The sequence below is a fragment of the Paenibacillus sp. FSL H7-0442 genome (genome assembly GCF_038593105.1).
Taxonomy (GTDB): Bacteria; Bacillota; Bacilli; order Paenibacillales; family Paenibacillaceae; genus Paenibacillus; species Paenibacillus polymyxa_D.
In genome coordinates this window covers 566,769-589,391 of record NZ_CP151963.1, presented here as the reverse complement: position 1 = coordinate 589,391, position 22,623 = coordinate 566,769, and the positions used below count along the sequence as shown (strand labels likewise).

The following is a 22,623-nucleotide window of genomic DNA, read 5'->3' as shown; positions in this document are numbered from 1 at the left end:
GGGTCCCTACACTTCTACTAAACGTCCATTCTCTTTCCATGATTGCAGTATTTTCTCAAGTACCCACTGGTTTTTGTAGCCGTCCTCGAATAAGGGGGCACGATCCACAGACTCTCCCCTTGCCAGCTCAACAAAATCTTCATAGGCCGTATGATTATAGATTGCAGGGACAGTCCAAGTCTCGTATTCGGCATCCGGGTGTTCTAGGTCACGCAGCACAATGCGGATACTTTCCGGATTACTGAGGCTGGCGTGCAGCGTACCCAGTTCTCCATAGATATCGACTTCGATATCGTGCCGTATGCCGATGGCATTTTTATGTGTGATAAAGGTTCCCACGGTATTGTCGCCTACGATGCCATGAAAGGCAGCGAGATCTTCCACATCCACTTTTACAGGCAGGCCCGTGATCGGATCGAGCCGCTCGGGTGTAATGGTATGTAGCAGCGCTGCGACACTTTTAAATTCACCCACCAGAAAACGGGCCAGATCAATGATATGTGAGGCTGTATCCCCCACTACTCCAGAACCAGCCTTGGCCAAATTGTGACGCCATGTATACGGATGCTGACGATACGGCGCAAATGCATCCATTAGATAACGGAATTGAATGTTATAGATTTTACCCAGCTTTTGCTCATCCAGCAGTTGCTTGGTATATTGGAAGGCCGCGCCGTAGCGATGCTTATAGTGAACCAGCACAGGCACCGGATTCGCTGTATATAGCTTTTTCAACCGATCCGCTTCCTCCCATGTGAGAGTCAATGGTTTTTCTGCCAGTACAGCTTTGTGTTTTTCCAGCGCAATACGAATAATGTCAAAATGCACATCATTGGGTGTCAGCGACAGAATCGCATCTACCTCTGGGTCACGGATTAATGCTTCATAATGGGCGTACCGCTTGGAAGTAGGCAGTTGCAATTGTTCTCCGATGGCTTGAAGGCGATGGGGATTCACATCACTAACGGCCACAATAGATACCCCCGAGATGGTGTGCAGTGATCTCATGTGATATTCAGCGATAAGACCCAGGCCAATGATACCCATCCGAATTTGTTTGGTTGGGAAGGTGGTGGTACTCATAGGTTCAGAACTCCCTTCTCTTCAATTTGGTTTGAACTCTGTAGCAAATTCCTTTTGCTATGCAGTATCACCCGTTGCTTTGTAGAATAGTCCCCACAGGAAGTGATCGTTGCAACCCTTAATTCAACAGTCTGATGCCGGTAGTGAATACAATGTCTCATAAAAAAAGGATCTGCAGCTCCGTTGTCCGGTGTTGCAGATCCTTGGTATTCCTTCTCTATATCGACTACATCAAAAATGTACCTACCACAAAAGAAACCCCGACGATGATTGAACGCAGCAGCTGTGCCAGAGCCACATTGCCCTTGGCAATTTCCTCGCACACCTTGGTACGCGGCGTCACCAGATCAAAAATCACATAGACGAGACACAGCACTACAATGCCCACAGCCGACCAGGCCAGCATATCGAGCCATGAATGACTGCTGTACGACACCATCCCCACGATGATACACAGACCTAGCAGCTTTGCCCCCATATAGATGCCTGCCGCCTCATTGCCGTGTGCGATTTCTTGATTATCGTTATAACGTGTCAGTAAGCTGAACACAAAATAACCTACGATTAAGATGGCAAACAGGATAAGCAGGCCGATACCTACATTGCCCAGTGCGTTGCCCAAACTGATATGAGAGTCCAATTTTTTTCCTCCTTATGATACTTCAGGATTTTGCAAAATCCTCACTTGTGAAAATGAAACAGATATGTTCGAATATTGTATATTTTTCAATTTAGCTTATACTACCGGCGGATTAGGATGTACGGTGGCAACGGCGGCGGCGCAATAGTAGGCCATATCACCTGTTACCTTTTCACCGATTCGCGGCAGGACACCCGCAAAACGCCCCCCAATTACAAATATGCCTGTTAACACATAGCCGTGAAATAGCCCTTCCTCGGTCTGTACCTCTGCGGTCTGCATCGGCCACAGCCGCTGATAAATCTTAGGCTGTCCTTCATAATAAGCGGCAACATGTGCGGCTTCCTCCTGCTCAGGCGTTCGTGGGGCATCAGCTTGGTGAAGCAGATCAGGATGGTCGGTCTTCGCATTTTGAACCTTTCCCAAGACGCCTTCTAGTCTCTCCTCGTCTTCGGTATGTTCAATCAAGTGCGTCCCTTTACCCTCCCGACCCCATATACCTTTGGCCACATAGGGCTCTTTATTTTGCATAAACACCGAGGGTTCAAAATACGTAGGCAGCAGGTAGGTTCGTATCACCTCCAGCTCGCGATCGTCAAACAAACGAAAACCACAGAACTCTGGTGTCTGCTCATTGCGCTCATACAGTGACCATACGGTTGCGGTGAACCCTTTGCTCTGGGTAATGATATGCTGCGGTGGGTTGATTAATCCTATTTTCCCGTCTGCCACCATATCCATTAGCGCCTGCCCCACCTCAAGCCCCGTATTCTCCTCCCGGTCATCAATTAGATACTCCAGCGGATACAGGCGATAGAGAATGCGGATTTGCTCTCCCCGGTGATACAATCCTTCATTCGGGATAATCTCCAGTTCTTCCAAAGGAGCATAAACGACTTCGAATCCGGCTTGTTCACATAAACGCATAATATATTTGGTGTTCGTCTGATCCTCGATGTGCCAGTCATAGCAAGTGAAATACACCTTTGTCCCTAATCCCTTGCGGCTATAAAAATGAATGAGCTCCGTCAAGGCAGACTGAATCGCCTCGTCCATTCCAGTTGAGGGTCCATGTAGTGCATTGTCATCCTCCGACATTCCTCCCTTACTCAGCACCTCTAGCAGCTTTCCTTCGAGATAAGCCACCTCGGGAATTCCGGTTGGGGTATCGGTGTTATTCTCAATGCACTTGATACCCGCTTCCCCCACAATCCAGTCCTGGCGGGTTATCCCATCCGGCTCGGCCTCCATACGTGCAGCACGCAGCAAGCCCGGATGAATCCCCAACCGTTCCACCAGGTATTCATCCGGCATATAGCGCTGAACGAATTGCTGAACCTTGCGATAAATACGATGTACCGCCTCAGAAGCAACCTGAAGCTCTGCCAGCTCGCTTTCCCGATATACCGTTAAGGCCGGCACGCAATAGGACTTGCCATACATGCGGTGATACGGGATGATACGGCTGATTTCACCCTTAAAAAGCTCATCATGTTCATAAGGCAATTGCCGAATCGTGCGCATGCTCATCTTAACCCCCAGAGAAAAAGCCGCTGCGTGAGCCGCTGCTGCCAAAACCGCTGTGTGAGCTGGAAGATGAGGATGAGCTTTTGCGGTATGAGCTGGAAGAAGAACGACTGCTATGGTATGAGGAGCCTCCACTATAATAAGTCGATCCGCCATAGTAATACCCACTGCTGCCTGAATCCCGACACGCCGTTTGTTCCGATATAGGAAGCTCATCGCAGTCATAATACTCGTCGTCACCGCAACCCGTCAGAGCGGCCGGGACAGCCAACATCAGGGCAAAGGCCGCCATCCGTGTACGAGAGCCGGGCTTGGATTTCATTTTTTCCCAAGAATGCTCCATCACAGATCGACCTCCTTCACAAACAGATGCACCTTTTTCAGCTGAGGGTCCAGTACCGAATATATAAATTCATATGTTTTGCCACCCAGTACTGTATAGTGATCTAATAGCCGTTGGGCCAACTCCAAAGTAAATACCGAACCTTCCCGCTGATCCATACTACGGAATGCAGGTTCATGCCATATCCAGTACACTGCACTGTATGTGGAAGTGTAACCTCCCTCACTGGCAAGCACGAGGTCTGTGATAGACGCACCGTAAGGCTTTGCACGTTCCCCTGTAAATTCAGTCACATAGACGGAATGATCCGTATGTCCCTCACTTTCATTCGAGATATGCGACCATAGTTTGTCATGGAGACGCGTAGCGTCTACAAGCTTGCGTAGAAACAGCTCATCTCCCGATACGGATTCCCGTGTCAGGCTGCGCAGTTCCTTTTGAGTGTCTTCCGACCATTCGCGATACGTTAATGAATAATAAATGATGATTCCCTTCCCTTCCTGTACGCTTCTGTCATGAGGTTTGCAACAAATCAAAGCGCTTCTGTCGTTGATCACTATACGAGATTCTACCTTGAAAAGGTTCAATTTGGAAGAAAAACACGACAAAAAGCCGCAATCCCTAGGATTACGGCTTGATTTTAGCTGCTACAGCTTGATATTGTTCTCGTCGAAATATTCCTCCAGCGTCATCCCCTGCTTGGCTACATCCTCCGCAATGTCTATTCCCACATAACGGATATGCCAAGGCTCGTACACGTAGCCGGTCACATCTTCCTTACCCTTCATATAACGAATAATAAATCCGTATTCCGGTGCATGTTGTTCCAACCATTCGCCTTCCTTGGAAGCTCCGAAGGATTGCTCCAGCGCATTACCTACGCTTGGGCTGGATACATCAATGGACAATCCCGTCTGATGCTCACTCGTACCCGGTACAGCGCTGACTTTAGAGGCATATTCCTGTCCCTTTGTCTTTACATTGTTGTCGAAAATAGACACCTGACGCTTATAGGAACGGTATCCCGATACCGCACGCAGCTCGATGCCGTCCTTTTTCGCACCGTCGAACAGCTTCTCCAGTGCCTCTGCCGCTTCCTTACGCAAATGCCGCTTTTCGTGCGGTCCCTCGAAGGAAAATTGCACCTGCGGCTCCACCAGGTCGTCTGGGACATAGCCCACAGGCAAGCTGCGCTTTTTGTTCACAACGACTGTATCCGAAGTCGCATTGGTGACAATCGCGGTTCCATCCTCTTCCTTAACCGTGGCTTGCAGCGCACTCTGGCTCCGCAACGCCATCACTGGGTCGGCTTGTCCACTTTCTGTACCCGCAGAGGCTTGTCCAGCACTAGTGCTGCCATTGCCCGCATCCGGCTGGGTGGAAGGCTGCACATTCTCCTGTACCGCTGTAGATGACTTTAACGGCTCGCTTTCCTGTCCACCTGATCCTCCCTGCTGGCAGGCTGCCAGTAATAGCCCTGGCAGGATCAGCCCTGGAATGAGCGCTTTGGTCCATCGCTGAGATGTGCGCGTCTGTTGTATATGTCGTTTCATGCTGGTATCTCCTCCAATATTGCAATTGATACATGACTTGCAGTGACTTTTCCGTTCCCCCATTGTAACTGAACTTTGGACACTCTTCGAAGCCGTTATCCCGTTCGATGAAGGCGAATAGACTCGAAAAAGGAAGTATATACCCGAATTGTTACGGAGTATGACGTTTTTGCGGAATTGCAGCTCGGGCCCGCTCGGCTACCCGTTCACGTATGAGTTTCAATGCCTCTTCCGCACGGGGTAAACCCGGCAGCAAAGCCGTAATATCCGCTTCCTTCTTAGGAACAAGCTTCTGCGGCAGATGAATCTCAATCGCATGAAAACCTGCACCGGGACGATGTAATGCTCCTTCTGCCGCTGACTCGGCAATCCATTCGCTAATCGCAGCCGATCCACTGCGTCCGCCTTCCGGCCGCGAGGTAGACTCAAGCGCGGGGGATGTCCCCTGCACATGAGATAACTCTCCGGCCCAAGCACTGAATACGTACTCCAGCAGCTCTTCCCGCGTCATTCCGATCAATTCCAGACAGGTCTGCGGCTCGCTTTCCATCCCGGTCTGAAGAGCCTTCTTCACATCGTCGACTACACCCACGCCATCCTCCATGCTGGAAGTGGCTGTCTCAGCTGCTAGCTGAACGATCTCATCCAGCGATAGACAGGTTTTCCCTTGCAAAAAGCGGTAGATGTCCAAAGGATCTGCTTTTAGCTGCTCCAGCCATGCCTTTCGCTGTTCGGGGTTTAGTACAGGCGCTGGACCCATCCATTGGACAGCATGTGCGGAAGGTACACCCGTTGATTCGCCTTCCAAGCCATTTCTGTCTAATTCCGCTATCCATTGACCGTCAGTTACTTTCAGCTTCACTCGCGGCCTCGTCATCGCCTTCATCCTTTCTCTGCTCACTCAATCCATACATCATTTTGCAACGCTATCAGACCGCGCAATTCATCATCAGACATTTCGGTGAGCCAATGTTCACCGGAGCCGACAACCTGCTCGGAAAGTGCCTTTTTGCTCTCGATCAGCTCGTCGATTCGCTCCTCCAGTGTACCTTGACAAATCAGCTTGTGCACTTGTACATTGCGGCTTTGACCAATACGGAATACGCGGTCTGTCGCCTGATTTTCTACTGCAGGATTCCACCAGCGGTCATAGTGAATGACATGGCTGGCACGTGTCAGGTTCAGGCCCACACCACCTGCACGCAGGGAAAGTACGAATATATTCGGCCCTTCTCCCTGCTGGAAGTTGTGAACCATTTCATCCCGTCTGGTTTTCGCCAGTCCTCCATGTAGAAAATACGGCTCTTCCCCGAAGATTTTGGCCAAACGGGAGACCAGCAATTCTCCCATCGACACATATTGGGTGAATATCAGCGCCGATTCGCCGTTCTCGCGAATCGTCTCTACCAATTCCAGCAGTCGCTCCATTTTGCCCGAGTTTTGCGTTTTACCACTATCAGCCCGACCCGGAATGATCAGACCCGGATGGTCACAAATCTGCTTCAACTTGGTCAGTGAAGACAGAACAAGCCCTTTGCGAGCTATACCGATCTGCCCATCCAGTGTTCCCAATAATTGATCCACTACGCCCCGATACAATCCGGCCTGCTCTGGTGTCAGTACACAGTAGGATTTCAACTCCAGCTTCTCCGGCAAATCCTTGCGTATATCTGGGTCGCTTTTGAGTCGACGCAGCATGAACGGGGAGACGAGGCGATGAAGCTCACGCAACGCAGACCCCCGCTCCTCTCCCGCCAGACTGTACCGTTGGCGGAATGAAGACGCCGTACCGAGGTAACCTGGGTTCAGGAATTGAAAAATAGACCACAGCTCGCTCAGCCGATTCTCTACCGGGGTACCCGTCATGGCAATCCGATGTGGAGCAGACAGCTTCATGACGCTTTGTGCTTGCTTTGTTCGTGCATTTTTTATATATTGCGCTTCATCCAACACGATGGAGGACCAGTATACCGCAGATAAATCGCTACCGTCCCGTCCCGCCAAATGATAGGTAGTGAGGACGATATCATACTCACGTACACTTTCCTGAAACAGCTCGCCGTGGAGTCGCTGGTTTCCATGGTGAATATACAGTGACAAATCCGGTGAAAAGCGTTTCAACTCGCGCTGCCAGTTGCCGAGCAAGGACGTTGGACAGATGATCAACGCCGGACGTTGATCATCTGCGCCGATGCCACCGTCGAGTAGGCAGGTGATGACCTGAATCGTTTTACCAAGCCCCATATCGTCCGCAAGGCAGACGCCAAAACCTAATCCACGCATCGCGGCCAGCCATTGAAAGCCGCGCTCTTGATAGGGCCGTAATGCGCCGTGCAGCGTCTCTGGCACAGGTCGCGGCTCTACCGAACGAAGTACGCCGCCCTCAGCCAAAGACGCAAGCAATCCGGCGGATTCCGCGCCAAAGATGGACAAGCCTTTCCATGAGGCCTCGCCTGCACTTTCATTTTCTGCGGCCAGATGCATCCATTCGGACAAGCTCATCTCACCGTTCTCACCGCGCTTGATAAAGCGCAGCACCTGACGAATTTCCTTAGGATCGACCTCGATCCATTCCCCTCCGAGACGTACATACGGCAAATTAGCGGCGACAATGCTTTCCAGTTCCTCCATCGTCAAAGTTGTATCACCCAGCACAGCCTCGGCATCAAACGAAATCATGCGGTTAATGCCGACAGTCGATGTATCGGCAATCACACCATCCGGCTTGGCACCCTGCTCTGTCGAACGCATTTTGAGCCGCAAGCCTGCACGTCTTCGGCCCTCCCGGCTCCAGCGTGAAGGCATTTGCACGGTAATACCGTTCTTTTGTAATGCGGGAACGGCTTCCGTCAGGAAGCGGAAGAACATCTCCGGCTCCAGTGTCAGCCCTTCGGGATAAGGGCGGTTCAACGCTTCTTGCAATATAGGTGCCGCTTCAGCAGCCTGTCCGAGCCTCATTAGCAGTTGCGCCTGCACTTGACGATATACAATTCCGCCGCGAACCAGATCGCGTTCAGGATGCGCCCACAGTGCCAGAGCAGGCAGTCGCAACCCCGGCTCAGCATCGCTTTCTGCCCAAAAGGTAATGCGCCATTCCTTCACACTCTCTTCCAGCGAAGGCTCCAAACGAAGGCACAACCGCAGTTGCCCTTCTATCGGCTCCTTGTCTTCCCGCTCCGTGACAGGCATTGCGCTTCCCTTAAGAGAGGACGCTTGGAGAACCAGCTCCTCCATCTCCGCGGGCGTTCCCTGAATCGCCACCGGGCGGGAACCTGTCAGCAGACTGTTCCACCATAGCTCTGTCAGCGGCGATCCTCCGCGCCGATACTCTGCACGATATCGTCCCAGCTCACGGTCTGATACTGCCAACACCGCGGTCGTTTCCGCATGGATGACCGCACACAAGAAGGAGTACAGCACGATTCCGGCTGCATCCTCGCGTGTTTCAGGCTCCTTACCCGCGAAAACGGCAGGAGCCGCCATACAAACAGCCGGCATTGCAGCAGCCAGCTCATGAAAGCGGCGTATGTCCTCCTCTTGATACAGACGAGGAATCCACACCCCGACAGCCGCTTCCGGACCGCGACGACGCGGTCCCGATGGACGCGCCTCTGTAAGCGATGGCGTAATTTCGCCCCGCTGCATCAGCTCTAGCGCAAAATAAGCGGCTTTTTGCCAATATTGCATTTCCTCGCCCAGCGTAATGCCCGATGCCGCACAGCCCTTCTCGTCCATGCGGGTCAGCAGTGCCATCGTCTCGCGCGGTTCCAGCGCCAAGCCCTCCAATGTACGCCCCAGCATGGAACGTCTTTTGCCACCTCTGCCCGCGGTTTCCACACGAGCAGTGTTCGGTATTCGTACCTCGGCAAGGCGCAACGCAGCCTGCCGAAACGGCCGAAGGTCTCCCTTTAGCGTCAGCCTGCGAATTACACTGCTCCACGCATCGATACGTGGTTCAGACGTCTCACCAGAAAAGCAAAAAAACACATCTCCGAGCCATATCCCATAAAGCGGTTGATTCATATCTGTCTCCCGTCCAGCCTTTTGAATTATTACTCTTCATCATATACGAAAACGGGCTCTTTTCAAAACTTTATCACAAAAATAAATGGAAAGTCATAAGTCAATAACCTTAAATATTCATGTGGTTAACTATAAATAAGAGAATCAATTTACAGGATTAATTGTCTTTTTCTTCATCATCTGCTTTTGCATCCTTCAGATAAGGGTTCAGGCTGTCTTGCAACAGTTGCTTGACCTGTACACGCAGTTCTTTGGGAAATACGACCTCGGCCTCTGGCCCGTATTTTAGCAAAAGTCGGGATACATATCTAAACTCTTCGACCGGAATATATCCCTGCCATTCCTGAGCCTGCCCTTCCTGATGGGAAACATTTTGGAAGAGGGCATCTGATCCGGCCAGCCTGACACCCAATGCGGTAAATTTTATTTTGGACGGAATTCCTATACGGGAATCCTCCGAAGCCAACCATTCCTGAAGTGTAGGAAGGGTGTCCAAGGTGTCGTCCAGCATCGTTATTGTGATCACCCGATCTGAACGATACAAAATGATGCGGTCTCTGCTATGTGCTGGCATGTACCAATATCCGTGATCAAAATACAGTCCAATCGGATATACCTGAGTCCACTTTGCCCCGGAAGCGGAGCGGTAATGCATGTTCACCCGGCGCTTATTCAGCGCAGCCTCCAAAATGATTGAGGTGTAGGGTGACTCTGCGTGAGTGGGTAGCATACGAAAAGAAATGTACTCCTTTAATTGATCGATACTGTCCTGCACATCCTGTGGAAGTTCGGCATAGTAGTGCTCGGATAAATGCTCACGAACTGAGCCAAAAGGGATATCTGGAATGTTCTCCAACAGTTGCAGCATGAGAAAAAGACCCAAGGCCTCGTCACGAGCAAGATGAAGGGGAGGAAGAAGCCGATTGGGAAGTGCCCGATACCCGCCATGAGGACCCATTTCGGTATAAAGGGGTAATCCGGTCTGCTGCAAATAGTCGAGATCTCTCTGTATCGTCCTGACGGAGACACCAAAACGTTCAGCCAGCTCACGCGCCGTATATTTTTTTCGGGAATCCAGTATCCTCATAAGAGCAATTCTGCGTTCGTTCATAAGGTACCCCTCTAATCAAAAATTAATTTAAAATGACCGTTTAACTACGACATACGATGTCATAAATACATTGTAACATTAGGATATAGAAAGGAGTGAATGAACACTATGAAGGATTTGAAATCAAACGCAGTTGTGCTGTATATTGCCATGAGTCTCGACGGGTATATCGCTTTGCCGGACGGTTCGGTGGACTGGCTGTATGATGTTAAAGGGGATGGTGGGGACAATGGATATGCCGACTTTTACGATACCGTTGGTACGGTGCTGATGGGCAGACTGACGTATGAGGAAGTATTGAAGCTCTCAGATGATTTCCCTTATGCTGGAAAGCCATGCTATGTGCTCACACGAGCATTAACGGAGCAACAGCAGGCGCCACATATTACATTTACGGACGAAGCTCTGACTGAACTGGTTCCACGTCTACAAGGACAATCGGAAGGTGCGGTATGGCTAGTCGGTGGAGGCCAGTTAGTCCAGGCCTTCTTACAAGCTGGACTGCTGGAGAAAGCTATCATTGCGATCATTCCCAAAGTGCTTGGACAAGGAATACCGTTATTTCCAGAGGGAACACTACCAAGTACGTTTGAACTCCAAGAAATAGAACGCCGCGGGGATATTGTTCTTCTCCATTACCATATATAATTAATTTTGCAAAAAAGCCTTCGTATGTTCAGGATCATGCAATTTCCCTGACATACGAAGGCTTTATCGCGTGCTTTTGTTCTTATTTAGTCTTCAAATTTTCCCATGTTTTCTGGAAATCATCGAATAGCTTCCCAGCATCCGATTTACCTGCCACATAGGCTTGCATCTGACTTCCGAATTCTTGCTGTGCTCCTTCAGGATAGCGGCTAAAGAACCAGCCCAGCAGTTTGTTTTCCTTACTGTACTTCACCACTTCAGCACCCAATTGGCCCATATCAGCCTCTGCCCCTTCGATGCTCTTGAACGCTGGAATAAACTTGAATTCCTTGGTGATATACTTTTTACCCTGCTCGGATGTTACCATCCAGTTTAAGAACTCTTTCGCCTCGGGTTTGACAGACGAATTTTTATTAACCACCCAGTTGTTGGCGACACCTACAAACAGCTTATCTCCGGCTGTTGCGTCTTCACCAATCGGCATAGGCAAAATCCCCAGATTCAGCTTCGGATTAATTCCGTCAATTTGGACCTGAGTCCAGTTTCCTTGCTGCATCATGGCAGCCTTTCCAGTGGCGAAGTTCGTTACCTGCGTGTTGTAATCAGTCGTGAGCGGCTTCGTATTCCCATACTTCAGTGTCAGATCGAACAACTTAACCCACTCGGCAAATACAGCGTTGCCCGGAATCTTTGCAGTTCCATCATTCAGTCCCTTAACGAAGGCCGAAGGGTCTGGCTGATTGGCAAATGCCACGTTCAGCAAATGATTGCCCAGCACCCAAAACTCCTGATATCCATTAGAAAATGGAGTAATCCCAGCGGCTTGGAGCTTTTGTGCAGCTCCCTCCAGTTCGGACAATGTTTTAGGGGTCTCCGTAATCCCCGCCTTCTTGAACAAATCCTTGTTATAAATAAAGCCGTATCCTTCCAGATTCATCGGCTGACCATACAGCTTGCCGTCTTTGGTCATCGGCTCTTTGGCGACATCGACCACATCCCCAACCCAAGGCTGGTCAGACAGGTCCTCCAAATATTCCAGCCACGTATCCAGCTCGCGGTAACCGCCGACGTTAAAAATATCCGGCTGCTCCCCGGAAGCAAACTTCGCCTTTAAAGCCGCTCCGTAATCACTGCCCCCGCCCACGGTCTGAATATCGAGCTTGATCCCTGGATGAGACGCTTCGTATTCCGCCTTCATGCGGTTCAGCGCTTCTGCAATCTCTACCTTGAATTGAAAAATGTGAATGGTTTTTTCCTTCACTTCCTCTTTGCCTGCGTTTTGTCCGCCACTGCTGTTACAACCTGCCAAAACCAGGGCAAAGGCCGCGAGAAGCAAGATTAATGCTTGAGCTTTCTTTTTAAAAGTATGCGTTTTCATTTTGATGTTCCTTTCTATTCTAAATTCATACCAGATGAACTCGAAAAATTCATGTGGAAACGGAGCTAACGGAATGGTGCTGAACAAGCGATAGCGCTCGCCTTTGTCTCTAGATTCCCACCTTTATTCGTTTATTCAGGGAAATCTGGAGGCTAACAGCGATGGTAAGCACCCTCGTTTGCGGAGTGGCACACCGTGTACATTTTCAGCTCATCCCACACTCAACCCTTGACCGAACCCGCCATAATACCTTGTATAATATATTTTTGCATAGCCAGAAAGAATGCGATGACTGGCAAGATGCCCAGCACCAGAGCAGGCAAAGCCAAATCCCACTGCTTTGTGTATTGTCCGAAAAAGGCATAGGTCGCAATCGGAATCGTGCGCAGCTCAGCCTTTTGCAGTACCAGAGAAGGCAGGAGATAATCATTCCAAATCCAGAGCGTATTTAAAATAATAACAGTTACCATCATCGGCAGCATCAACGGATACACAATTCGGAAAAACACTCCGTAAGGCGTACAGCCGTCCACCGTAGCTGCTTCTTCCACCTCGACTGGCACACCTTTGACGAATCCATGAAAGAGAAAGATCGACATTGGAGCTCCGAATCCCAGATAACAGATGACCAGACCACTTATACTGTTCATTAAATCCAGTGTACTTACAACCTTGACCAAAGGAATCATCACCGATTGAAAAGGAATAACCATAGCAGCTACGAACAGGCTGAACAACACTCGATTATAACGCGTCGGACGCCGGACCATTCGGTAAGCTGCCATTGAGCTGATCAGTACGAGCAGCAGATTACTAACTACCGTAACCACGAATGAATTCCATAAAGCTTCGGGAAAACGTGTGATGCTCCACGCTCTAGCGTAGTTGCTCCATACAAAGGTTTGTGGCCAGGCCGCAGAATCGGTGAGCAGGTCACCAAAGCTTTTGACCGAATTCACGAATAAAAAGTAAAACGGGACGAGGAATAACAATGCGACGAGGATCATCACTATCTCGGTCGCCCATGTTCCAAAGCGGTAGCGCTTGCTTGTTTCCATTTACGCTTCCACCTCCCGACTTTTCGTCAGTCGTACCTGAAGGCTCGTAACCAGAGCAACAATGATAAAGAAAATGAGTGCTTTAGCTGTTCCCAGCCCATAACGATTATTCACAAACGCTTCATTGTAAATATTGAGTGCAACCGACTCTGTGGACCCGAAGGGACCGCCTTTGGTCAGTGACAAATTAAGATCGAACATTTTGAATGACCATGATATCGCCAGGAAAAGACAAACCGTAACGGCAGGCATGATTAAAGGAAGTATAATCGACCGCAAAATTTGCATCCGACTAGCTCCGTCAATTTCGGCTGCTTCTAGCATATCGCGGGGCACATTGGTTAGGGAAGAGATATAAATCACCATCAAATACCCGGCAGTTTGCCAGATAAACACGATTACAATGCCCCAGAAGGCCGTGATCTCATCTCCCAACCAGGACAGATTGAAGAAGGACAAGTTCGTGCTCTCTCCGATTGCTGCAAATCCCTTGACGAAAATAAACTGCCAGATAAAGCCCAGCAACAGACCTCCGATCACATTGGGCATAAAAAAGATGGTCCTTAGTACATTTTTTGTTTTCAACGGTTTGGTTAGAAAATACGCCAGCAGAAAGCCAAAAATATTCGCAGCCACCACTCCTACCACCGTAAAACGGACCGTAAACCAGAACGCTGTCCCAAATTTGTCATCATTCCATAAAATGTGACTGAAATTATCCAGCCCGACCCACTTTGCCTGATTGGCTACTCCATTCCACTCTGTAAAAGAATAGTACATTCCGAGCATGAAAGGGATTACAATAATGATAACGAAAAATAACGTCGACGGCCCTACAAAAATCCATTGCTGTAGCCATTGCGACGACTTGGCGCGATTCAAACCGATCCCCCCTTATGTTGTCTATTGGTGTCTGGAACGCTCCTTTACGGCTTTCTTTCAGCAGTATGATGTTTGGGCCGTAAGGATATGCGATTCACATGTTCATTATGTCGAATAAGCGCTCTCGAGAACACGTAGGATCGTGAACCATTAAGGGGGAAAATATTGACCTCTGGCTCGCCTTGAATTGTGAAAGGAGCTCACTGCATGAAATTTTACAGTATTCGTTCTCGCCTAATCTGGTTTTTGCTCATTGCGGTCACCCTGCCGCTACTGCTGTCGATGACCATGACCTTCGTTCTCACCAAGCACTCCTTGCGGGAGCAGGCCACACAAGAAAATGAGCGGCTTATTTTTCAGGGAATTACGAATTTGGATAACTATTTACAGGGTTTGAATCGCGCGTCCATCGGAGTCTATAATGACCCTCATTTTCTGCGTAATCTGGCCAAAATTCCGGATGATTACCGGGCCGTCGCTGAAATATACACCACTCTGCAAACGATGATGAATGCTACGTCAGGCATTGACCAGGTGTATTTGCATTCTTTTGAGGCCGGGCAATCTACGCTGATTACCAGCACGGTTCCTCTACGGGAATTCCGGCTGGAGCCCTTTACCGGTTTTATTCATTATGGGCCTTCCGGACTGTTCATACAGCCCACGCATATGAAGCATTTGTACGGCTTTTCGGCGGTTTCCTATGCGGAGCACAGCACAGAGCAGCAAGTATTTACACTTCATCGGGCGATTCGGAACATTCCTGCCTCAGAGACGCTTGGGGTACTGGCTATAGATGTTGATCTGGAGCCGCTGCGCAGTATTTGCCGTCAATTGTATGATGCGGATACAGAGGAGCTGTTTTTGATCGATCGAAACGGAACGATCATATATAGCGGAAAAGAAGCATCAATTGGAACACACTGGAAGGAATCTGACCTGCTCAATCGAATTTCTAAAGAAGGCGAGCACGGAGTGATTGAGGATGATACAGCACTGCACGTGTACGGCAAGCTGGATGCCAACTTGTCAGGCTGGACACTCGTCAAGAAAATTCCACATCGTACGCTGTATTTACGGGCTACCCGCCTGACTCAGATCAATGCGGTCATTACAGGCGCAGCATTGCTACTTGCCATTGTTGCCACGTTATGGATTTCGATAAAAATCACGGCACCTATTAAGCGACTGACTCGTTACATAAACCAGATTCAGTCCGGTCAACTGGATGTAGACATTCGGGCCATGAGTAACGATGAAATCGGAATACTGTCGCGCCGTTTCAGACAGATGATGGATACCATCAATAACCTCATTTTGCGGGAATACAAGCTGGAGCTGGCTAACAAGACACATCAATTGAAAGCGCTTCAGGCACAGATTAATCCTCACTTTTTATATAATACGCTACAGTCTATTGGAACCCTGGCTCTACAGCATGAGGTGCCGCGAATTTATTCGCTGCTCTCTTCCCTTGCCAAAATGCTGCGCTATAATATGAGGGACCATACGGTCGTTACACTTAAGGAAGAAGCCGAACATGTAAAACAATATCTTGATTTGCAAAAGGAACGCTTCGGTGAGCAATTAGAAGTCACTTACCAGTGGGAGGATGAGGTCCTGAATGATCGGGTGCCTAAAATGATTCTCCAACCCTTGGTGGAAAACTACTTTAAGCACGGTGCCGATCCCCGGCTGGGGCCCGGTGAAATTCGCATTACAGGCAGCCGAATCCGGAAAGGCATTGTGAAAATAACAGTGGAAAATAACGGAACTAACATTCCACAAGCCGAGTTGGAGCAACTCCAGCATATGTTAAAACGTCCGCTAAAAGCCTACGAGGAGCCAGACACTAGCGAGCAGGACTCCATTGGCCTTCGTAATGTTCTATTGCGTATTCAGCTTCACTCGGAGGATGGTTCTAACACCCTGTGCGTAGACAACATTCTGCCTCATGGTGTCCGGTACACACTCGAAATTCGCACTGAAGCCCATACGGAGATTCATATTAAGGGAGAGTGATCTGTCAATGAAAGTCCTGATTGTGGATGATGAGAAGCATGTGCGCCATGCCATACGGATGCTCGTACATTGGGAAGCTTGCGGTGTGAGCGAGGTGATTGAAGCCGAGTCGGGCGATCAGGCGATTGAGGTCATTACCGCCCTTTCCCCACCCGTTGTACTCACGGATATGCGGATGCCCGGCAAGGATGGGATAGCACTGATGGAGTGGATTCAAGTCAATTCCCCAGCAACCAGAGTCGTGGTGGTCAGTGGCTATGATGATTTTGACTTGGTTCGACAGGTCATCCGCCGGGGAGGCATGGACTATATTCTTAAGCCCGTGGATCCAGTGGAGATTAACGAGGCTGTAAAAAAAGCCACTCAAGCCTGGCGGACAGCAGAGCAAGACCGGAACAGGCAGACGATGCAGGCCATGGAAGTCAATCGGATGAGGCCACACTATACTGATAAGCTCCTGACTGAAATCGTTTCCGGGATAGCGAATACCCCTCTTTCCATTACGCCCTTACGCGAGGAGCTACGTCTTCCCGCAGCTATTCAGATATGTAATGCAGCTGTGATGAGTACTACTCAGCTGGATGCCGATATACTGGACAAATATAAAACGCGGCGTGCGCTTTTGAGCTTTTCCCTCACTAACATCTGCAACGAATTTCTCGGATCTTCTCAAACCGGAGTTGCATTCCGTCATCTGGAGCGTATGGACGAAATTATTCTGCTATATTGGGGCGATCCATCTCGTTGGTCAAAGCTCTTGCAGGATATTCATACAGGAATCAAAACCGCTTTGCGGTGCTACATGCACATCGGGGTTGGCTCTTTTGGTGCCTTTCCCATAGCGGCAGCCACTGCCTACCAAGAGGCAAGGCAAGCGTTGTGGAAACGGGATGTGTTGCAAGCCGACTGGATGCACCAGAGTACCCAGACACGGCAGAGCATTCGTCTTCCCCAGTTACCTGACATGGAAGAGGAACTACGGCTTAGTGCGCTCAGCTGTAATGCCAGTCGTGTGTCTATAGCGGTAGGCCGCTGGATAGCAGCCGTAGCCGAGTTGCCTTCGGTTACAGCAGAGCAGCTAGCCAGTTGGAATCAAGAGCTGGACTGGATGCTGGCCCGCTGGTTGAATGACAGACCTGGAGATACCGATGGCGAGGAGATGGCAGATGAGTCCGGCTCCATTCATGCCTTGCCGGTCGACAACCGCGGCATGCTTTCGTTGCCCTTATGGCAAAGACAGGTCGAAAACCGACTGCTGGCAGCCGGTCAGGCACTTACACCAAGCCATAGTCCAAACAACCCGACCATCCGTGATATTGCCCGCTATCTGGATGCACACTACGACGAGGACATTTCTCTACAGGATATGGCGAGCCGCTTTTACCTCAGTCGGGAATATATTTCTCGTAAATTCAAGCAGGAGTACGGGGTTAATCTGTCGGACTATTTGTGCCAGATCAGGATGGGCAAGGCAAAGCTATTACTGCTGAATGACAAGCTGCGCCTTCATCATATTGCCGGTATGGTCGGTTATCAGGATGAAAAATATTTTGGCAAGGTGTTCAAAAAACTGGAGGGTGTCACGCCTGGCGAGTTCAGAAGACGCCATTCTGCAAATCCTCAGCCGTTATCGCATACAGCACGTGATCTTCCCACACACCATTAATCTTCAAGTAGTTGAGAGCTAGCCCTTCGCGGCGAAATCCTGCCTTTTCCATCACTCGATTGGAAGGCGTATTTCTTGGCATCACTCCAGCTTGAATACGGTGTAATTCCAACTCATTCAGGGCGTAGCGTACAATATCCTTCACTGCGGAAGTAGCATAGCCTTGTCCGTGGTAAGCAGGATCTACAAAGTAGCCCAGATTGGCGTTTTGAAAGGGGCCTCTAGCGACACCCGACAGCTCTATTCTGCCAATCAGCTTATTATTTTCCGGCAAAAAAAGTCCAAACGTATATCCCTGTCCGGCTTGTGCCGCTTCCAAACCGTTGGAAATCAGACGCGCCTGTTCTTCCAGGGTAAAGTAAATTTCAGGCCGTTCTGGCTCGAACGGTTTGAAAAAATCGAAATTTTCACGTCTGATCTCTAATAAACGTTCTGCATCATTTACTTGTAACAGTCGAATCTGTAGCCCCGGATGGGTGGACTTCATCAAAATGGCGCCATTAGCTTCATGCAACATTGTCAGTTTCCTTCTTTCTCAGTTATTCCTATCATTGTTGTGTTCGCGGTCACGAGATAGGAAAATACCCTAGGTGCATGAGAGCAGCCTAGGGTACCTCCATCATTCAAAATTTAGTCTGTAACAGGCATCCAGCCTGGAAGGGTCGTCAACACACCCCACAAATAGTCAGGAATGACTAGCTCCTGCTGAGCTTGCTTGGATAAGGTCGTGCGAATGGTATCTTCTGTGCCGTTTTGCACCTTCTGAACCCATTGCGGCTCCATCAAAAGCGGACGTCCCAGCGATACAAGCGGTACACCTGTCTCCAGTGCTGCAAGCGCCTCGTCCGGTGTATTCAGTGATCCGACTCCCATAATCGGCACACGGTTACCTACCTTCTCATGGATGAGAACGGTACGTGACCGTTCGTCACTACGGTCACGGAACGAACCACCGAAGAAATGATTTACGGAAATGTGCAGGTAATCCAGCCCTTGATCCGCCAGACGGTCTACAAGCACCATCGTATCATCCAGCGTGATGCCTGGCGTGTGTCCTTCCTCAGGAGACAAGCGGTAACCGAAAATAAATGGACGCTTCGCATGCTCTGCGATCACTTTTTTCACTTCGTGAACAACCGCCAGCGGGAAGGTCAATCGTTTCTCAAGGCTTCCTCCCCATTCATCAGTACGAATGTTGGAATGCGGGGAGAAGAACTGCTGCACCAGGTAACCGTTCGCTCCGTGCAGCTCCACACCATCATAGCCTGCTTCAATCGCGCGGCGAGTTGCTTCGCCATAGGCGCGGATGACGCGGTGGATATCGTCGGATGTCATTTCACGCGGCACAGGTGCGCCTTCTTTTTCCTCAGCTACTGCGCTTGCACTAATCGGTTGTCCGTCTGGAATCTGATCCGGTGGACACAGACGGCCACCATGATAAATTTGCAGGATCGCTTTCGCGCCCTCCTGATGAATCGTATCTGCCAGACGGCGCAGGCTAGGAATCATTTCATCCTTGTCCGCACCAAACTCATTAACAAATCCTTTACCATCTGGAGTTACATACACACAAGCGGTAATAACTGCGCCCACACCCCCTGAGCGTTCACGGTAGTATGCCAGTTCCTCGTCACTCACTTCACCATTTTCGTGGGAAGCAAAGTTAGTCATAGGTGCCATGGTAATACGGTTCTTCAACGTAACACCGGATGGCAGGGTAAAAGCTTCAAATAGAGAATTATATTTTGGGTTCATTCTTTCTCTCTCCTTCAGTTAAATCAGATCAGATAATATAAGGCTGTTGAGCATGAAGCCAAATACGAATTCGATGTAGTTTTCCTCCATAACGACTCAAACTACTGTTGCTTACTTAAATACAGTGGTTATAATAACCACAGTATAATGATCCGCAACTATAAAGTCAAATCTATCCTTTCTGACCATCCCTAAACTGTTCGAAAAAGCTGAACCGTAGCCACTTGGCACAAGCCACTAACAAAGCTTAATGCTTCCCGGTTGTGCTTTTCTTCTCCTCCCGGCGGGAAAACCAAGTCGCGAGCAACGAGCCGGAAATATTATGCCACACGCTAAAAATCGCACTCGGTACAGCAGCAATCGGGTTAAAATGAGCTGCTGCCAGCGCAGCACCCAGTCCGGAATTCTGCATTCCCGTTTCCAGCGTAACAGCTTTACGCTTGGAAAGATCCATGCCGAACAGCTTGGCAAACCAATATCCAAGCAGGAACCCGATTCCGTTATGCAAAATAACCACACCAAAAATAATCGGACCTGTCTCCAAAATCTTGCCTTTACTGCCTGCAATCACAATAGCCACGATGAGCATAATCACCAGTGTTGATATGAGCGGCAGCGCCTGGACACTGGCTTCTGCCTGCTTGCGAAATAGCGATTTGACGATAACACCCAGCACAATCGGGACAATAACCACGATCAGAATATCCATGATCAGCGACTTCGCATCAATATTCATCCAACGTCCCGCAAGCAGGTTAATCATGGCTGGGGTAGCCAGTGGAGCAATCAGCGTCGACACCGAAGCAATCGATACCCCCAACGCCACGTCGCCTTTGGATAAAAGCGTCATTACGTTGGACGCAGTTCCACTCGGGCAACAGCCTACCAAAATGACACCTACCGCAATATCCGGTGGCAGCTGCAATACTAATGCCAATCCAAAGGCCAGAAACGGCATAATCAGATAATGCCCGACCACACCAATAGCCACATCCACTGGACGCCGGAATACTTCGCGAAAGTCAGCCGCAGATAAAGTTAGCCCCATCCCGAACATGACAATGCCCAGAAATAACTGTATGTATCCTTTCAACCCTGTAAACGCCGCAGGAAAGAAAAATCCCAAGCATGCAAATAAAAGTACCCAGATGGAAAAGGTCCCTCCTACAAATTTCCCTACTTTCTCCAATCTATTCATTCAACTTATCTCCTTACTTCTATATAAGTTGAATTTGAGGAAATACAGCTTATATAGTGCTTAAAATTTTTATCATTGTACTACATATGACTGCATATACATACCACTTTTTATGATTATGCCGGGATCAAGAAACTTTTACCGTTCCGACATATTCGAAAGTAAAGTGGGTATATTCATAGTAGAAGATTGTGACCAGTCAGTCATTTTGGATCATCATTCGTTGAGGAGGAGATATCCCAATGTCACGAAGCCATCCGTATAAATGGTGGAATATTATTGTATTTATTGCTGTCGTTTTCATTAACTTTCTGGCTTCTACACTTCCTATCGGTGGCAGAAGTACTGCTGCTGTATCCAACATGTACCCTACCTTGATCACCCCAGCGGGTTACGCTTTTTCCATCTGGTCGGTCATCTACGTGCTGCTCGCCTGCTTTGTTGTGTATCAAGCTACACCTACAGGGCAAGCCAAGACAAGCGTTCAATCCATCGGTATTTTTTTTATTCTAGGCTGTCTTTTCAATATCATCTGGATTTTCCTCTGGCAGTATGTATACGTAGAACTGTGCGTCATCGTTATTATTTTATACTTGCTTTCCTTGGGCGTCGTGTATGTACGTACCCGCACACCTCAGCCAACCCGCGGAGAAATGTGGTTCGTCAAGCTACCGTTCAGCCTCAACCTCGGTTGGGTATCCGTTGCTACTATTATCAATATTGCAGTGGCACTGGAAAAGAATGAATGGAGTGGCTGGGGACTCAGTGATACGACATGGGCGATCATTATCCTGCTCATCGGCACCATATTGGCGATCATGGTCAGCTTTCCTTATCGTGACAGCATTTATCCTCTCGTATTTGTATGGGCCTATGTCGCCATCGCCGTCGAGCATCCGAACCATGAAAATGTACGGCTGGCTGCATTGATCTTGGCAGCAATCATTCTGGTGTACGCCCTATGGCTATTCTTTGCCCGTAATCGAGACCGGGATTAAAGAAACTATTGATATCTACTAGCAAAAACAAGCGAGTTCGGGTCTGAATCATCTAGCCCAAGCTCGCTTGCTTTGTTTATTCATTTTATCCAATATGATTAGGTATAGACTTTGATCAAATCTATAAGCTTGCTTGTTGAGTGATCTACACCGGGTACAGACTATTCGCCCTTCAATGCAATGACTTCAATCTCCACCAGTGCATCCTTAGGCAGACGGGCTACCTCCACCGCACTGCGTGCTGGATAGGGTTGCTCAAAGAAAGAACTGTACACCTCATTGACGCTGACAAAATCGTTCATGTCCTTCAGGAATACAGTCGCTTTCACAACCTGGTTCATGTTGCTGCCTGCCGCTTCCAGAATGGCTTGTACGTTGCTCAAGGACAGGCGTGCCTGCTCCTGTACATCCTTACCAAACTCACCTGTTGCCGGATTCAGTCCAAGCTGTCCCGAAGTGTAAATAAACCCGCCTGCCTCTACCGCTTGGCTATAAGGGCCGATAGCACCAGGTGCTTTTTCAGTAGCAATTGTTTTTTTCATATGGGTTGGATTCTCCTTCCTGATACTGGTTCACCGTATTATAGCATGTGAAGTCCAAAGCCACTATTCCGTGCGACGGATTAACGCACTTGATGAATTAGAGATTACGATCGATGTGCCGCAACATACAGACCACCCATAAAACACAAATAACGCCGCTGCTGTCCGAATCATCGGGCAGCAGCGGCGTTATTGT

General features: G+C 49.1%; 20 protein-coding genes. 4 read left to right on the top strand and 16 right to left on the bottom strand.

Features of this window, described 5'->3' with window-relative positions; genetic code table 11:
• Nucleotides 1–6: 6 nt before the first annotated feature.
• From MHH57_RS02615 to MHH57_RS02575, 9 genes are all read right to left on the bottom strand, one after another.
• On the bottom strand, nucleotides 7–1,083 hold the full coding sequence (locus MHH57_RS02615; RefSeq protein ID WP_342434796.1) for a Gfo/Idh/MocA family oxidoreductase: 1,077 nt from the start codon (nucleotides 1,081–1,083) through the stop codon (nucleotides 7–9).
• Nucleotides 1,084–1,309: 226 nt separating this feature from the next.
• Nucleotides 1,310–1,723, bottom strand: a complete 414-nt coding sequence (locus tag MHH57_RS02610; RefSeq protein WP_029515979.1) for a DUF350 domain-containing protein — start codon at nucleotides 1,721–1,723, stop codon at nucleotides 1,310–1,312.
• Nucleotides 1,724–1,819: 96 nt separating this feature from the next.
• Nucleotides 1,820–3,253, bottom strand: coding sequence for a glutathionylspermidine synthase family protein (locus tag MHH57_RS02605; RefSeq protein ID WP_049816912.1), 1,434 nt, complete (start codon nucleotides 3,251–3,253; stop codon nucleotides 1,820–1,822).
• 1 nt (nucleotide 3,254) lies between these two features.
• Entirely contained in the window at nucleotides 3,255–3,593 is a 339-nt protein-coding gene (locus tag MHH57_RS02600) for a hypothetical protein (protein ID WP_069010810.1), read from the bottom strand.
• A complete protein-coding gene (locus MHH57_RS02595; RefSeq protein ID WP_256026046.1) occupies nucleotides 3,593–4,150 on the bottom strand; it encodes a hypothetical protein in 558 nt (185 codons plus the stop codon). Before MHH57_RS02595 ends, MHH57_RS02600 begins: the two co-directional genes overlap by 1 nt.
• Nucleotides 4,151–4,240: 90 nt before the next feature.
• Nucleotides 4,241–5,146 carry a M15 family metallopeptidase gene (locus tag MHH57_RS02590; protein WP_029515983.1) on the bottom strand — a complete coding sequence of 302 codons (906 nt, stop codon included), beginning with the start codon at nucleotides 5,144–5,146 and terminating at the stop codon, nucleotides 4,241–4,243.
• Between the two features lie 151 nt (nucleotides 5,147–5,297).
• Entirely contained in the window at nucleotides 5,298–6,023 is a 726-nt protein-coding gene (locus tag MHH57_RS02585) for a hypothetical protein (protein WP_029515984.1), read from the bottom strand.
• A 20-nt stretch (nucleotides 6,024–6,043) separates the two neighbouring features.
• The gene (locus MHH57_RS02580) at nucleotides 6,044–9,169 is read right to left on the bottom strand and encodes a DEAD/DEAH box helicase (protein ID WP_342434795.1); all 3,126 of its coding nucleotides are present in this window, start codon (nucleotides 9,167–9,169) and stop codon (nucleotides 6,044–6,046) included.
• 157 nt (nucleotides 9,170–9,326) lie between these two features.
• The gene (locus MHH57_RS02575; protein WP_069010808.1) at nucleotides 9,327–10,280 is read right to left on the bottom strand and encodes a YafY family protein; all 954 of its coding nucleotides are present in this window, start codon (nucleotides 10,278–10,280) and stop codon (nucleotides 9,327–9,329) included.
• A gap of 108 nt (nucleotides 10,281–10,388) precedes the next feature.
• Here MHH57_RS02575 and MHH57_RS02570 point away from each other — a divergent pair, with 108 nt between their 5' ends.
• Complete coding sequence (locus tag MHH57_RS02570) at nucleotides 10,389–10,928, top strand: dihydrofolate reductase family protein (protein WP_029515987.1); 540 nt, start codon at nucleotides 10,389–10,391, stop codon at nucleotides 10,926–10,928.
• A gap of 82 nt (nucleotides 10,929–11,010) precedes the next feature.
• On the opposite strand, the gene MHH57_RS02565 is transcribed toward MHH57_RS02570, so the two are convergent.
• From MHH57_RS02565 to MHH57_RS02555, 3 genes are all read right to left on the bottom strand, one after another.
• Complete coding sequence (locus MHH57_RS02565; RefSeq protein WP_165148071.1) at nucleotides 11,011–12,306, bottom strand: ABC transporter substrate-binding protein; 1,296 nt, start codon at nucleotides 12,304–12,306, stop codon at nucleotides 11,011–11,013.
• A 221-nt stretch (nucleotides 12,307–12,527) separates the two neighbouring features.
• Nucleotides 12,528–13,364 (bottom strand): carbohydrate ABC transporter permease, encoded by an 837-nt coding sequence (locus MHH57_RS02560; protein WP_029515989.1) that lies wholly within the window; start codon nucleotides 13,362–13,364, stop codon nucleotides 12,528–12,530.
• Entirely contained in the window at nucleotides 13,365–14,246 is an 882-nt protein-coding gene (locus MHH57_RS02555; RefSeq protein WP_029515990.1) for a sugar ABC transporter permease, read from the bottom strand.
• Between the two features lie 207 nt (nucleotides 14,247–14,453).
• Between MHH57_RS02555 and MHH57_RS02550 the strand changes: the two genes are divergently transcribed.
• Nucleotides 14,454–16,268, top strand: coding sequence for a histidine kinase (locus MHH57_RS02550; RefSeq protein ID WP_342434794.1), 1,815 nt, complete (start codon nucleotides 14,454–14,456; stop codon nucleotides 16,266–16,268).
• A 7-nt stretch (nucleotides 16,269–16,275) separates the two neighbouring features.
• Nucleotides 16,276–17,934, top strand: a complete 1,659-nt coding sequence (locus MHH57_RS02545) for a response regulator (RefSeq protein WP_029515992.1) — start codon at nucleotides 16,276–16,278, stop codon at nucleotides 17,932–17,934.
• Here the strand turns inward: MHH57_RS02545 and MHH57_RS02540 are convergent.
• From MHH57_RS02540 to MHH57_RS02530, 3 genes are all read right to left on the bottom strand, one after another.
• Entirely contained in the window at nucleotides 17,864–18,451 is a 588-nt protein-coding gene (locus MHH57_RS02540) for a GNAT family N-acetyltransferase (RefSeq protein ID WP_342434793.1), read from the bottom strand. The genes MHH57_RS02545 and MHH57_RS02540 overlap by 71 nt on opposite strands.
• Before the next feature lie 113 nt (nucleotides 18,452–18,564).
• Nucleotides 18,565–19,689, bottom strand: coding sequence for an NADH-dependent flavin oxidoreductase (locus tag MHH57_RS02535; RefSeq protein WP_342427869.1), 1,125 nt, complete (start codon nucleotides 19,687–19,689; stop codon nucleotides 18,565–18,567).
• A gap of 247 nt (nucleotides 19,690–19,936) precedes the next feature.
• Nucleotides 19,937–20,887 (bottom strand): bile acid:sodium symporter family protein, encoded by a 951-nt coding sequence (locus MHH57_RS02530; RefSeq protein ID WP_029515995.1) that lies wholly within the window; start codon nucleotides 20,885–20,887, stop codon nucleotides 19,937–19,939.
• A 242-nt stretch (nucleotides 20,888–21,129) separates the two neighbouring features.
• Here MHH57_RS02530 and MHH57_RS02525 point away from each other — a divergent pair, with 242 nt between their 5' ends.
• A complete protein-coding gene (locus MHH57_RS02525) occupies nucleotides 21,130–21,885 on the top strand; it encodes a tryptophan-rich sensory protein (protein WP_029515996.1) in 756 nt (251 codons plus the stop codon).
• 161 nt (nucleotides 21,886–22,046) lie between these two features.
• Here MHH57_RS02525 and MHH57_RS02520 read toward each other — a convergent pair whose 3' ends face one another.
• Nucleotides 22,047–22,427, bottom strand: a complete 381-nt coding sequence (locus MHH57_RS02520) for a RidA family protein (protein WP_013308546.1) — start codon at nucleotides 22,425–22,427, stop codon at nucleotides 22,047–22,049.
• Nucleotides 22,428–22,623 lie beyond the last annotated feature (196 nt).